General features: G+C 68.4%; 11 protein-coding genes. 5 read left to right on the top strand and 6 right to left on the bottom strand.

The genetic code is table 11. The annotated features are described in order from the left end of the window. Positions 1-45: 45 nt before the first annotated feature. From LF63_RS13700 to LF63_RS13680, 5 genes are all read right to left on the bottom strand, one after another. The gene (locus LF63_RS13700) at positions 46-639 is read right to left on the bottom strand and encodes a GNAT family N-acetyltransferase (RefSeq protein ID WP_052395121.1); all 594 of its coding nucleotides are present in this window, start codon (positions 637-639) and stop codon (positions 46-48) included. After that, positions 636-1,118 carry a thioredoxin family protein gene (locus LF63_RS13695; RefSeq protein ID WP_043102676.1) on the bottom strand — a complete coding sequence of 161 codons (483 nt, stop codon included), beginning with the start codon at positions 1,116-1,118 and terminating at the stop codon, positions 636-638. The genes LF63_RS13700 and LF63_RS13695 overlap by 4 nt, the downstream gene beginning before the upstream one ends. A 101-nt stretch (positions 1,119-1,219) precedes the next feature. Next, a complete protein-coding gene (gene grxD, locus LF63_RS13690; RefSeq protein WP_043102675.1) occupies positions 1,220-2,140 on the bottom strand; it encodes a Grx4 family monothiol glutaredoxin in 921 nt (306 codons plus the stop codon). Between the two features lie 113 nt (positions 2,141-2,253). Continuing rightward, positions 2,254-2,889: an SGNH/GDSL hydrolase family protein gene (locus LF63_RS13685; RefSeq protein ID WP_043102674.1), complete on the bottom strand. Its 636-nt coding sequence runs from the start codon at positions 2,887-2,889 to the stop codon at positions 2,254-2,256. A gap of 46 nt (positions 2,890-2,935) precedes the next feature. Then, positions 2,936-4,180, bottom strand: coding sequence for an aminotransferase class I/II-fold pyridoxal phosphate-dependent enzyme (locus LF63_RS13680; RefSeq protein WP_043102673.1), 1,245 nt, complete (start codon positions 4,178-4,180; stop codon positions 2,936-2,938). 94 nt (positions 4,181-4,274) lie between these two features. Between LF63_RS13680 and rsgA the strand changes: the two genes are divergently transcribed. Further along, positions 4,275-5,324, top strand: coding sequence for a ribosome small subunit-dependent GTPase A (rsgA, locus tag LF63_RS13675; protein ID WP_043102672.1), 1,050 nt, complete (start codon positions 4,275-4,277; stop codon positions 5,322-5,324). A gap of 85 nt (positions 5,325-5,409) precedes the next feature. Here the strand turns inward: rsgA and LF63_RS13670 are convergent, their stop codons facing one another. Then, the gene (locus tag LF63_RS13670; protein ID WP_043102670.1) at positions 5,410-5,934 is read right to left on the bottom strand and encodes a hypothetical protein; all 525 of its coding nucleotides are present in this window, start codon (positions 5,932-5,934) and stop codon (positions 5,410-5,412) included. Positions 5,935-6,135: 201 nt separating this feature from the next. On the opposite strand from LF63_RS13670, the gene LF63_RS13665 reads away from it, so the two are divergent. The 4 genes from LF63_RS13665 to LF63_RS13650 all read left to right on the top strand — a co-directional run bounded on the left by LF63_RS13665 (position 6,136) and on the right by LF63_RS13650 (position 13,804). Further along, the gene (locus LF63_RS13665; RefSeq protein WP_052395119.1) at positions 6,136-7,929 is read left to right on the top strand and encodes a hypothetical protein; all 1,794 of its coding nucleotides are present in this window, start codon (positions 6,136-6,138) and stop codon (positions 7,927-7,929) included. A 7-nt stretch (positions 7,930-7,936) separates the two neighbouring features. After that, positions 7,937-8,629 carry an ECF-type sigma factor gene (locus LF63_RS13660; protein ID WP_235205336.1) on the top strand — a complete coding sequence of 231 codons (693 nt, stop codon included), beginning with the start codon at positions 7,937-7,939 and terminating at the stop codon, positions 8,627-8,629. 186 nt (positions 8,630-8,815) lie between these two features. Then, positions 8,816-11,287, top strand: coding sequence for a serine/threonine-protein kinase (locus LF63_RS15350; RefSeq protein WP_235205335.1), 2,472 nt, complete (start codon positions 8,816-8,818; stop codon positions 11,285-11,287). A 219-nt stretch (positions 11,288-11,506) separates the two neighbouring features. Continuing rightward, positions 11,507-13,804, top strand: coding sequence for an NADP-dependent malic enzyme (locus LF63_RS13650; protein ID WP_043102666.1), 2,298 nt, complete (start codon positions 11,507-11,509; stop codon positions 13,802-13,804). Positions 13,805-13,938: the final 134 nt, after the last annotated feature.

Raw genomic sequence — 13,938 nt, 5'->3', positions numbered from 1 at the left:
CGACGAGCGCCGCGATGGAAATGTCCGATGTGCCGCGCTGCGTCGTTACGCGTCGACGTCCGGTCGGCGCCACTCGTGGTGCAGCAGGCCATAGAGGTCGGTATCGGTCACCTGACCGCCGACGCACCAGCGTTCGCGCAGCCGCCCTTCGTGCACGAAGCCCTGGCGTTCGAGCACGCGGCGCGAGGCGGCGTTGGCCGGATCGATGTCCGCTTCGATGCGGCGCAGCTTCATGGCCTCGAAGGCGTGGCCGATGAAGGCGGTGAGCGCTTCGTGCATGAGTCCGCGGCCCCAGTGCTCGCGGTGCAGGGTATAGCCGATCTCGGCGCGGCGGGATTCGGCATGCAGGCTGAACAGCACGCAAGTGCCGATCACATGCTGCGTGGCGCGGTCTTCGAGCACCAGGGTCAGCGCGCTGGCGCTGGTGTGCCCGCTCTCGGCGCGTTCCAGCCAGGCACGCGCCTCGTCGAGATCGGTCCAGGGGGCGTGAGTGCCGTAACGGGCGATGTCGGGGTGCGCGTAGATCGACAGCAGATCGTCGAGATCCTCTACGTCCGGCGTGCGTACACACAGGCGCGGCGTATCCAGCCGCACCTGCGCGAACGTTTCGGGCGCCAGCGTGTCCGGCGACGGACTCATTTCGAGGCGCTGGCCTGACGGATCTGCGAAAGACGCTGCTCGAAGAAGTCGTACACGCCCTGATCGCTCATGTGACGCGCGTTGGCCAGTTCGCCGGCGCGGGTGGCGTACAGCACCTTGCCCTGCGGCGAGACGATGACCGCGGCGGGAATGCCCTTCTTGATCGGGTTGCCGAAGCGGTGGTCGATGTCGAGGTTGTGGTCGAAGTTGCCTACGTCCACCTTCACGATGTTGAAGTTGGCGTGCATCAGCGCGGCGTTCTTGCCGGTCTTGATCGACTTGGCCAGCGCGCGGCAGTCCGGACACCAGTTGGCGCCGAAGAACACCAGCACCGGCTTGTCGTTCTTCTTCGCGATCTGCAGCGCGTGCTGCACTTGGGCCTTGGCGTCGGCCTTGGGGTTGTAGGGCATCGCGGTGGCGGCCATCGCGCCGGTCGCGACCAGGGCCGCGAGCGCGACCAGGGACAGCAGGCGTTTCATCGGGTTCTCCAGCGGAAAGACGAAAAAGGGCCGGCGCGACGGCCGGCCCGGTTCGATCCTAGCGCGTCGGGCGCCTCGGTGCAGGTGCCGCAGGTCCCGGTTCAGTAGCGCGGGACGCTGTCGTCGATCTCCTGCGACCAGGCGTCGATGCCGCCGGTCACGTTGTGCACCTGGGTGAAACCATGTGCGGCGAAGTGCTCGGCGACGCCGCGGCTGGACACGCCGTGGTGGCACAGGAACGCCAGCGGCGTGTCCTTGGGCAGGTTGGCGAAGGCGGCTTCGCCCTCGTCCTGCAGCGAGCGCGCGCCCGGGAACGGCGCCAGCGCGCGCTGGTCGGCCGGACGCACGTCGACGACGGTGATGTCACCGGCGTCCAGACGCGCCTTCAGTTCGGCCACGCTCAGGTCGTGCACTTCGGCAGCGCCGGGGAAGCGCAGGCTCAGGCCCGCGCCCTGCATGGTCTCGACCCAGTCGATGACGATGCCGCGCGCGCGCTGCGCGCTGCCCGGATCGAGATGGATCTCGATGCCGTTGGCGACGCTGACGATGTCGTGATCGCCGGCCGGCGCCAGCTGGAAGCCGGCGCTGTGGTCGGCGCCGATGTTCAGGTGCAACGCCATGCCCTGGGCGTTGCCCATGCCTTCGCGGATGGCGTCGGCGGCCTTGTCGGTCACGGTAATCTCGGGCGGCGTGCGGTCCGGCACCTCGGCGCCGAACAGCTCGTGCAGCTGACCCGAGGCGTACATCTGGCGCACGATGTCGGAACCGCCGACCAGCTCACCCTCGACGTACAACTGCGGAATCGTCGGCCAGTCGCCGAACACCTTGATGCCTTCGCGAATCTCCGGGTCTTCCAGCACGTTGACGGTGTGGTATTCGTCCAGCACGTCGTTCAACGCGCTGATCGCGGCGGCGGAGAAACCGCACATCGGCTGATGACGGTCGCCCTTCATGAACAGCACCACACGGTGCGTGTCGAGCAGCGACTGGATGCGTTCGCGGGTGGCGGTATCGAGGGACATGGCGAATTCCGTGATCGATGATGCGGGGATCGGCCATGATACCGCGGAATGCGGTGTCCGCCGATGCGCCCGAAGGTCTCGACTGCCTTGAATCGGGGGCGTCCGCGCCGATTTCAACCCCGCTGTTGGCGCAGCAGCGTGCGCGCCAGCGGCAGCAGGCGCTGATTCCACACGGCGTACTGGGCGGCGGAAGGGTGCAGGCCGTCGCTGGCCAGCATGTCGTCGTCGTCGCCGCAGGCGCGCGACAGGCCGGTGATGTCGGCCCAGTGCGCGCCGGCGCGCAGGGTCTCGTCGCGGCCGACGGCGTTGTAGACGTCGATCTGCCGCGCGATGGCCGTCCGGTCGCGTTCCTGCTCGCGGGCGAAGCGGGTCACGCCCCAGTCCGGGATCGACACGACCATGACCTGACGCGGACGCTCGCCGGCCAGATGCACCGCGCGTTCCAGCAGCGCGGCGAATTCCTCGCGGTAACCGCCGACGTCGCGGCCGCGGTACTGGTTGTTCACGCCGATACACAGGCTGACCAGATCGTAGGGCGGTTTCAGGCACACCGCGCGCATGCCGGCGGCCAGTTCGTCGGTGGTCCAGCCGGTGACGGCGATGATCTGCGGGTCGTCCACGCGCAGGCCCTCGCGGCGCAGGGCGTGAACGATCTTCTGCGGCCAGCGGTCATGCGCGTTCACGCCTTCGCCGATGGTGTAGGAATCGCCGAGGGCGAGAAAGCGGCAGGCATCGGGAGCGGACGTCATGCACTCAGCCTACGCGATTCGCGTGCGCGATGCGCGTCGCTCCGGTTCAGGCGGAGCGGCGCGTGCAGTGCGATGCGGTTTCGCTCATGCGGTCCAGCACGCGCTCGATGCGCGCGAACACATCGCGCAGCGTGTCCGGTTCCGGCAGCAGGGTCAGGCGCAGGTGCCGGCTGGCCTCGACGTTGAAGCTCGAGCCGGGTGCCAGCAGCACGCCTTCCTCTTCAAGCAGGCGCAGGGCGAATTCGCTGTCGTCGAACGTCGGCAGCGTGTCGGCGCGCACGGCGGGAAAGGCGTACAGCGCCCCCCGCGGCGCCACCAGTTGCAGATGCCGGCTGGCCGCCACGCCGTTGAGCACGGCCTGACGCGCCGCATGCAGGCGGCCGCCCGGACGCAACAGCGGGCCGATGGTGTCGGGGCCTTCCAGCGCCGCGCGCACGGCCCACTGCGCCGGCACGTTGGCGCACAGGCGCAGGGCCGACAGCAACTGCAGCGCGTCGCGCAGTTGCGCCGTGCGTCGGCGGTCGCCGGACAGACTCATCCAGCCGATGCGGAAACCGCAGGCGCGGTGCACCTTGGACAGGCCGGAGAAGCTCAGGCACGGTACCTCGCCAGCCAGCGGCGCCAGTGGCTCGAAGCGCGCGTCGTCGTAGACGATCTCGTCGTAGATCTCGTCGCTGAGCAACAGCAGGTCGTGGCGCGCGGCCAGGGTGACGATGCGTTCGAGCAGCGCACGCGGGTAGACCGCGCCGGTCGGGTTGTTGGGGTTGATCAGCACGATGGCGCGGGTGCGCGGCGTGATCAGGCGCTCCATCTCCTCCGGATCGGGCAGATGGTCGTTGGCCGCCGCGCAGTGGTAGTACCGGGGACGGCCGCCGTTGAGCACGGTCGAGGCGCTCCACAGCGGATAATCCGGACTGGGCAGCAGCACTTCGTCGCCGGGGCCGAGCAGGGCGCGCAGGCTGATGTCGATCAGTTCGCTGACGCCGTTGCCGATGAATACGCGGTCGACATCGACGTCCGCCACGCCGCGCGCATGCTGACGCGCGACGATGGCTTCACGCGCTTCGTCGATGCCTTGTTCCTGGCAGTAGCCGTCGCTGTGCGTCAGGTGCGCGGGGATGGCGTCGACCAGATGCGCGGGTGCGCGGAAGCCGAAGCGTCCCGGGTTGCCGATGTTCAGATGCACGATGGGCGTGCCGGCCGCTTCCATGTCGCGTGCGCGGCGGGCCAGGGCGCCGCGGATTTCGTAGCGGACTTCGGCGAGGCGGGCGCTGGGTGCGATCGGCTTCACGGAGGGGCTTCACGAATGGATTTGCCCGCATGCTAACAGCGCTTCGCACGCAAGTGGGGCCGCGATGCGGCGCTGCGCAGGGCATAATCGTGGCATGAGTTCCGGTTCCGACATCGAAGCGCTGCGCCGCATTGGCTGGCGCGACGCCGATCCCGCTGCGCGCGTCGCCCGTGTGGTGGCGCAGCATCGCGCCGGCTACGAGGTGCACGACGGGCACGCGGTGATTCCCGCGCAGCCGGACGGGCGTTTCCTGAAGCGCCGCATCGACCCCGCGGAACGGCCGGCCGTCGGCGATTTCGTGGTGCTGGACGACGCCGAGCCGCCGACCATCGAGCGCATTCTTCCGCGCCGTTCGACGCTGACTCGCGCCGCCGCCGGCGAGCGCTACGCGCGTCAGATCATCGCCGCCAACATCGACTACGTGCTGGTGCTGACGGGTCTGGATGGCGACTTCAACCCGCGTCGCATCGAGCGCTACCTGTTGCTGATCGAAGGCTCCGGCGCGCAGCCGGTGGTGCTGCTGACCAAGGCGGATCGGACCGAGGATGCGGAGGCCAAGTGCGCCGCGCTGCGCGAGCGGCTGCCCGAATCCACGCCGGTGCACGCCATCAACGCACGCGATCCGGCCAGCGTCGAACATCTGGCCGGCTATCTGAAGCCGGGCGACACTGTGGTCCTGGTCGGTTCCTCCGGCGCCGGCAAGTCGACCCTGACCAACACGCTGATGGGCGAGACGCGCATGGCCACCGGCGCCGTGCGCGCCAGCGACAGCCGCGGCCGCCACACCACCACGCATCGCGCGCTGCTGCCGCTGGCGGGCGGCGCGTGCCTGATCGACACGCCGGGCATGCGCGAACTCAAGCTCACCGGCGAGGAATCGCTGGACCTATTCGCCGACATCGAGGAACTGGCGCTGCGCTGCCGTTTTGCCGACTGCGCGCACGAAAGCGAACCGGGCTGCGCGGTGCAGGCCGCCATCGCCGCCGGCGAGCTCGATGCCGAACGCTGGCGCAACTACGTCAAGCTCAAGGGCGAGCGCGAGGAACAGGCGGCAACGCTGGAGGCGCGACTCAAGCAGCAGGGACGGGCGAAGACGCCCGGTCGCCGCTCGGGCCAGCGCGGTCGCGGTCGGGACGAGGTCTGATCGTCGGGCGGCCATCTAGGCTTTCGCAACGGCGCATCGCTCCCCGTTTTCCCGCTCGCCTGATATCGGCAAGGCGTGCGGAACATCAGCGCACGCGTGCGTAGCGCTGGATCATCGGGTCGGCGATGCCGGGGAAGCGCTTGCGGGTGACCAGCGTGTCGCCGCGGCAGGTGTAGCGCATGTGCATCGCGCCGGAAGCAGGGGTCGGCATCGGGCGCGTGAGCCGGTGTCCGGACTGCGTGACGTAGTCGATGGCGCCTCGTGCCCGTTGTGATTGCGGCTGCAGGGTCAGCTGATCCTCTTGCGCGCGCCAGCGTCCGCGCGAGCGGACCGACATCAGGCCGTGGGTGGCCGCGCTTTCGCCACTGTCCATGGACGCCTTCGCGTCGAGCCGGACCCGCGATTCGTAACGGCCGTCGGCCAGCAGGTGCAGTTCGCCCTCGCGCATTCCCATGTCGAAACGCATGCCGTGCATGTGGCGAGCCATCCATGTGGCCGTGCCGTTGCCCTGCGCTTTCCAGGTGCCGACAAGGCAGGTGTCTGCAGCGCGTGTGCTGCAGGAAGCCAGCAGGCAGCTGGTCAGGATCCATGAAAGGGCGAGGTGTTTCATCGGCGTCTCTCCGTGCGCAGGTGTCTGTACCGGAAAACGTCGAACCGCGACGGATCGTGCCACCCCATCGCGGGAAAACAAGTGTGGGAGGGCGCATGCCGGTGGCGCGGTTTGTTCGTCGATTGCGTTTATCCGGTCGGGGGCGTGCTGAGCACGCACGAATTCGACGGTGATCCAACCGGATCAAGCGAGGAGACGAACATGAAGGATGTATCGACCATTCGGCGGGCGCTGGCCGGCATGACGTTGCTGGCGTGCGTGGGGGCAGGGCCGGCGTGGGCCGGGCAGGTCTGCCAGCTCACGGATGCGACGGGAGGCGGCAGCACCGCGGGCGGTACCTATGCGGTGGCGTGCGGACGCAACAACACGGCCGGCGGCAATGTGGCCACGGCTGCGGGCGACGAGAACACGGCGTCGGGTTCCTATTCGACGGCGCTGGGCAATCAGAATTCGACGTCGAGCGACTACGCCGTCGCCGTCGGCAAGGGCAACACGGCCTCGGGCAATTCCAGCATCGCTCTGGGTCGCGAGAACTACGCCACCGGGCTGCACAGCATGGCGATCGGATCGGGTGGTTCAGCTACCGGTGCGTCGAGCATGGCGGTGGGCAACTGGATCGATTTCAATGGCGACGGCTACCTCGATACCAACGAAACCACGCTCGCCAACAAGAACTATGCCACCGCCATCGGCGCCGCTTCGCATGCGACCGGCGTCAGCAGTACGGCGCTGGGTACCCTGAGCGTCTCCTCCGGCGCCAACAGCGTGGCCGTGGGCGGCTGGTACGACGCCAACGGCAACGGTCAGGTCGACGTGGGTGAGCAGACGATCGCCAGCGGTGATCATGCCGTGGCCATGGGACCCGTCGCGGTGGCGCAGGGATACAACAGCACGTCGATCGGTTTCGTCAGCGGCGCCACCGGCAGCAGCAGCACCGCGATCGGCGCGTTCAGCAGCGCGCAGGGCGACGTCAGTTTCGCCGGCGGCTTCGACAGCAGCGCCTACGGGAACGCCAGCACTGCGGTCGGCACCGGCGCGCATGCCGACGCCATCGAGACCAGCGCCTACGGTCACGCCGCCCTGGCCAGCGACACCGGCGATGTAGCGGTGGGCTCGCACAGCATCGCGCAGAATGCCGGCAGCGTCGCCATCGGCGGCTGGTTCGACGCCAACGGCAACGGTACCTATGACGCCGGCGAGGGCGTCCAGGCGACTCAGCTGGGCGCGACCGCGATCGGCATGCAGGCCGATGCCGAAGGCCAGCACAGCACCTCGATGGGCAGTCAGAGCCGGGCGACCGCGGGCATGAGCACGGCGCTCGGCCATCGCAGTGCCGCGACCGGCGCAGGGGCCGTGGCGGCAGGCGCGATCAGCAGCGCCAGCGGCGACTACAGCGCGGCGTTGGGTGCCAACAGCCGCGCTGAGTCCGACGGTAGCGTGGCGGTGGGTCACAACAGCCACGCGATCGGGGTCAATGCGGTGGCGCTGGGTTCAATGTCGGTCGCCGATCGCGACAACACGGTCTCGGTCGGCGCGGCCGGCAGCGAACGGCAGGTCACCAACGTGGCCGACGGCACCGCACCGACGGATGCCGTGAACGTGCGTCAGACGCAACAGATCGCCGACCATGGCGATGCCAACACGCTGGCTGCGGCCCAGGCCTATACCGATTCGCAGATCGCCACGCTGGCCACCGGCGGCGATCCGGCCGTGTTCGATCGCTTCCGCAGCCAGGTCGATGATCGTTTCCACCAGGTCGATCGGCGCATGGCACGCATCAGCGCAATGAGCGCGGCGTCCACGCAGATGGCGATCAACGCGGCCGGGGCCGGCCACCACGGTCGTCTGGCGGCGGGCGTCGGTTTCTCCGGCGGCAAGGCTGCCTTGTCCGTGGGCTACGGCACATCCGTGGGCAAGCGCGTGCATTTCAGTTTCGGCGCCACGGCTAGCGGCTCCGAGAGTTCCGCGGGCGTCGGCTTCGGCGTGGATCTGTAGACGTCTCGTGCAGACCGGTCCGTCGACCGCCGTTGCAGGACGGCGGACCGGCGGCGACGGCATGGCCACGAGCGATTCGTGGTGGCGGCATCCCGGTTGTAGACTTGCTGGCGGGGTTGGAGGTGTTCCCGTCGTCAAGGGGGAGGGCATGGCCGACATCACACAGTTGCTGGTGCGCGCGCGGGAGGGTGAGCCGCACTGTCTTTCCGATGTGTTCGCAGCGCTGTATCCGGAACTGCTGCGCATGGCCCGGGGGCGCATGCACGGATCGTCGGCCACGCTGACGCCGACGGTGCTGGTGCACGAAGCCTATCTGCGACTGACCGGAGGCAACACGTTGTCGCTCAACGACCGGCGTCATTTCTTCGCCTGCGCGGCGCGCGCGATGCGCAGCATCATGGTCGACGCGGCTCGCCGGCGCAATGCGCTCAAGCGCGGCGGTCCGCAGCGCGAGATCACGCTGACCGAGCGTCTGGCGCCGAGCACCGATGCGGACGTGGAAGTGCTGTCGCTGGACCAGGCACTGGAGCACATGCGGGTGCGCCGGCCGCGTCAGGTGGAGATCGTCGAACTGCACTATTTCGCGGGCTTCGGGTTCGCCGAGATCGGCGAACTGCTGGAATGCTCCGAACGCACCGCCAAGCGGGAATGGGAGCGGGCGCGGGCTTTCCTGCACGCGCGGTTGTCCGCGGAGTCCTGATCCGGATCAGGAGGGATCGCGATGGAACGCCCGGAAGACGAACTCTGGGAGCAGGCCGATGCCATGCTGGATCGATTACTCGATCTGTCCGAGGCGGAACGCGACGAGGCGCTGAAGGCCATGCATCTGGCCACGGATCTCGAGGCCTGCGTGCGTCGCCTGCTGCGCGCGCATGCCGCGGCCGGCGTGCTGGACCGTCCGAGCGCGGATGCGCATGCGTGGCAGCCGGTGTGTCTGGCCGGACGACGGGTCGGCGACTGGACGTTGGAGCGCGAGCTGGGACGCGGCGGTATGTCGGTGGTCTGGCTGGCGCGGCGCGGCGAAGACGCGACTCTGCAGCGTGCGGCGATCAAGCTTCTTCCAGTCGGTGCGCTGACGCACCCGGCGTTGGTGCGCTTCCGGCGCGAGCAGGCGATCCTGGCGCGGCTGAATCATCCGCATATCGCACATCTGTACGAGGCCGGCGCAGCGGACGACGGCACGCCCTATTTGGCGATGGAGCAGGTCGAGGGTGAGCGCATCGACCATTGGTGCGACCGCCGCGAATTCGACCTGCGCGCCCGCGTGCAGTTGATGCTGGATGTGTGCGCCGCCATCGCCTACGCGCACCGCAATCTGGTCGTGCATGCGGACCTGAAGCCCTCCAACGTGCTGGTCGATGCGGAGGGGCATGTGCGTGTGCTGGATTTCGGTATCGGTCGCCTGCTCGACGATCGCCTCTCCGAAGCGACGCGCACGGTCTGGCGTGCGGTTACGCCGGAGTATGCCGCGCCTGAGCAATTGGCCGGTGAGCCGGTCAACACGGCCGCCGACGTGTTCGGCCTGGGCGCGCTGCTGTATCGGCTGCTGACCGGTCAGGGGCCGCGCGAGCACGATTGCGGGGCCGAATGCCTGGCGCCGTCGCGCGCCGTGCGAAATGCGCAGGGCAGTCGCGATGCGCGGACACGATTGCTGCGCGGCGATCTCGACACGATCGTGCTCCGGGCGCTGTGCAGCGAACCCGAGCGGCGTTATGCCTCGATCGAGGCGTTGAGTGTCGACCTGCGTGCCTGGCTCGACGAGCGTCCGATCGCTGCGCGTGCGCCGAGCCGGCGCTATCGTGCGCGCAAGTTCATACGTCGTAATCGTCTGGCGGTTGTGGCGTCCCTGGCTGTGGCCGCTGCGCTGCTGATCGGTTTCGCGACCACGATCTGGCAGGCGCGCCGCGCGCATGTGCAGGCGGTCGCTGCCAAGCAGCAGGCGCAGCGCGCGGTGGCGGTGAAAGAGGTGCTCGTCACATTGCTGGAACGCACCGATCCGGGGCGTGTTGCCGGTGATCCGCCCGCCTCGGTGCTGCTGCGCATGGGATCGAGGAGCATTCGCGACGATCGCAGTCTGGCGCCGGCGACCCGGGCCGAGTTGTTGCGCGTCATCGGCTTCAGCCAACGCGCGCGCGGCAAGTACGAGGATGCGCAGGAGACCCTGGATGCCGCCCTGCGGCTGTACGCGCGTGGCGCCGTGCACGATCCGGTTGGTTATGCCGATACCCTGGATGTAAGGAGTTGGGTGGCGTACGAGAGGGACCACTCCCGACAGGCCCTCGAAATGCTCCGGCATGCCGATGCGCTGCTGGGCGGCATCCGCGGGCCGCTCACGCCCTTGCATGCACACATCCGCACGGGTCTGGCAGAACAGCTCGCGGAGTCCGGCCATCCCGCCGAGGCGAGTGTCATGGCACGGGACGTCGTGCAGCGGTTGCGCGTGCACTGGCGGCAGCACCGGCATGCCTACGGGTACGCACTGCGTGTGCTCGGCACGGCGGCCGACATCGACCACCGGCCTCTGGACGCCGTTCGCTGGCTGGAGCAGGCCCGGCGGGCCTATGAACCGGTCAAGGACGCACCGGATCTGGCCAACACCGACAACGAACTGGGGCTGGCCCGGTGGGATGCCGGACAGTTCGAGGGAGCCGAGCACGACTTCGAGGCGGCGGTACGCGCCTACACGGCGATCTTCGGCGCGACGAACCCGACCACGCTCACGGTGCGCAGCAATGCGGCGGAGGTGCTGGTGGAGCAAGGGCGCGCCCGGCAGGCTATCGGCGCGTTGCAGGACATTCTGCGCGAGACCAAGCGCGCGTACGGCGACAAGCCCGGCCATAACGTGGCCTTGACCGACTACTGGCTGGCTCTGGCCTACTACCGCAGTGGGCAGACGCGACAGGCGCTGGCTCCCGCGCGCGAGGCGCGGCGCATCGGCATGGATATCGGCAATGGCTTCCTGGGCCGGCACGACACGATGTCGCCATTCGTGGGGTTGCTCCAGTTCGAGTTGCTCCAGGGCGACGCGGACGCGGCCCTGCTGCAGCAGGGCGTGGTCGACTGCAACGCGCCGGACGCGCCCACGGCGCTGCGCCGCTGGATCTGCATTGCCCGGGCGTTGCGCGCCAGCGACCGGGGACGCTGCCGGGTCCCCGACATCGAGTCGATGCAGCGGCCGCCGGTCGATGACGTCGATCGACGCTGGTGGTTGGCCTACCAACTGCTGCGCGCGCGATGCGGCGCAGCGGACGTGCGCGCCGATGCGCGGCGCGCCGTGGTGTCGCTGGAGCACGGATCGAGTGCGCCGCTTCCGGCTTGGCTCAGGACGCGCCTGGTCGCGTTGAAACGGCATCGTTAGCCACGCTTCCGCTACAAGCCGCCCGACGCAGGTGCAGGACGCGAAAACGCGTCTCGCCTACGGGTATCCGCGCGAACACGCGGGACGGCATTCGTTGCCCGCCCTGGTCCATCGCCACGCATCCATGCAGTCATGCGTTGCCGCGTGGCAGGCAGGTGGCTAGCATGGGCGCTTCCGGTCCTCCATGGCCATGGCTCCCGCCGTCAGAGTCCACTCTTAATGTCCAGCATTTCCAAGGAACTCGCGCAGGCCGCGCTCGAGTATCACCGCAAGCCCACTCCCGGAAAGATCAAGGTCACGCCGACCACGTCGCTGATCAATCAGCGCGATCTGGCGCTGGCCTATTCGCCTGGCGTGGCGGCGGCCTGCGAGGCCATCGTCGACGATCCGGGCCAGGCCGCCGAGCTGACCGCGCGCTCCAATCTGGTGGCGGTGATCTCCAACGGCACCGCGGTGCTGGGGCTGGGCAACATCGGCCCGCTGGCCGGCAAGCCGGTGATGGAAGGCAAGGGCGTGCTGTTCCAGAAATTCGCCGGCATCGACGTGTTCGACATCGAGCTGGACGAGACCGACCCGGACAAGCTGGTCGACATCATCGCCTCGATGGAGCCGACCTTCGGCGGCATCAACCTGGAAGACATCAAGGCGCCCGAGTGCTTCATCGTCGAGAAGAAGCTGCGCGAGCGCATGAACATTCCGGTGTTCCACGACGACCAGCACGGCACCGCGATCATCGTCGGCGCGGCGGTCATCAATGCGCTGCACGTGACCGGCAAGAAGATCGAGGGCGTAACCCTGGCCACCGCCGGCGTCGGCGCGGCCGGTATCGCCTGTCTGGACATGCTGGTGTCGCTGGGTCTGAAGCCGGAGAACATCCTGGCGGTCGACCGCGACGGCGTGCTGTACACCGGTCGCGACAACATGGACCCGGACAAGCAGCGCTACGCCCGCGACACCGACAAGCGTTCGCTGGGCGAGATCGTCGAGGGCGCGGACATCTTCCTCGGCCTGTCCGCCGGCGGCGTGCTGAAGCCGGCGATGGTCGAGAGCATGGCCGACAAGCCGATCATCCTGGCGCTGGCCAACCCGTCACCCGAGATTCTTCCGGAAGACGCCCGCGCGATCCGGCCGGATTGCATCATCGCCACCGGCCGCTCGGACTATCCGAACCAGGTCAACAACGCGCTGTGCTTCCCGTACATCTTCCGCGGCGCGCTGGACGTCGGCGCCACGGTCATCAACGAAGCCATGAAGGTGGCCTGCGTGCACGCCATCGCCGAACTGGCGCGGCGCGAGGCGTCGGATGTCTCGGCGCGCGCCTACGGCGGCCAGGTGCCGCATTTCGGCCCGGACTACCTGATTCCGCAGCCGTTCGATCCGCGCCTGCTGGTGCAACTGCCGCCGGCGGTGGCGAAGGCGGCGATGGAATCCGGCGTGGCCGCGCGTCCGATCGAAGACATGGCGGCCTACTGCGACAAGCTGTCGAACGTGGTCTTCCGCACCGGTCTGACCATGAAGCCGGTGTTCGACCGCGCCAAGGCCGACCTCAAGCGCGTGGCCTTCGCCGAAGGCGAGGAAGACACCATCCTGCGCGCGACGCAGACCATCGTCGACGAAGGCCTGGCGTGGCCGATCCTGATCGGTCGTCCCGACGTCATCGAGCAGCGCATCGAGCGCGCCGGTCTGCGTCTGAAGGAAGGACGCGATTTCGAGCTGTGCAACATCCACTCCGATCCGCGCTTTGACGACTACTGGCAGCACTACCATCGCCTGATGGAGCGTCGCGGCGTCACCCCGGCGCACGCCAAGGCCGTAGTGCGTTCGCGCGGCATCGCCATCGCCTCGCTGATGGTCGAGCGCGGCGACGCCGATGCCATGATCGGCGGACTGGTCGGCCATTTTCATCGCAAACTGCGCTACATCACCGACATCATCGGCCTGGACGACGGCGCGCAGGGCGCGTCGGCGATGTCGGCGGTATCCACCGACAAGGGCGTGTTCTTCTTCCTCGACACCTACGTCGAGGAGAATCCCAGCGCCGAGCAGATCGCCGAATCCACGCTGATGGCGGCGATGCGCCTGAAGATGTTCGGCATCACGCCGCGCATCGCGCTGCTGTCGCATTCCAACTTCGGCAGCCGGCAGACCGCCGGCACCTGCAAGATGCGCGACGCGCTGGAGCTGATCCGCGCGCGCGCGCCGCGTATGGAGGTCGAAGGCGAGATGCAGGCGGACGTGGCGCTGGAGCCGGAGATCCGCAACCGCCTGTTCCCGAACTCGAACCTGACCGACAAGGCCAACATGTTCGTGTTCCCGAACCTGGATGCGGCCAACATCGCCTACAACATGACCCGGCACATGTCCGACGGCGTGACCATCGGCCCGATCCTGATGGGCGTGGCCAAGCCGGCGCACCTGCTGACGCCGCAGGCGACGGTGCGGCGCGTGGTCAACATGACGGCCATTGCTTGCGTCGAGGCGCAGATCCGCGCCGACATGGCCCGCGGCGAGGGCTGAAACAGCGCCGAACGTCGTTCAAACGGTCGTTACGTTGGCGCATTTGGTCGCGAGCGGTAAACTTGATGAGTTCGCCGTGCACATCGTGTGCGCGGCCGTCCCCGTATGACAGCAGCGGGCGCCCGATCCCCACG

Source organism: Oleiagrimonas soli (assembly GCF_000761445.1).
Classification (GTDB): domain Bacteria; phylum Pseudomonadota; class Gammaproteobacteria; order Xanthomonadales; family Rhodanobacteraceae; genus Oleiagrimonas; species Oleiagrimonas soli.
The sequence above is the reverse complement of the archived record's forward strand: the minus strand, read 5'-3'. Positions and strand labels throughout refer to the sequence as shown.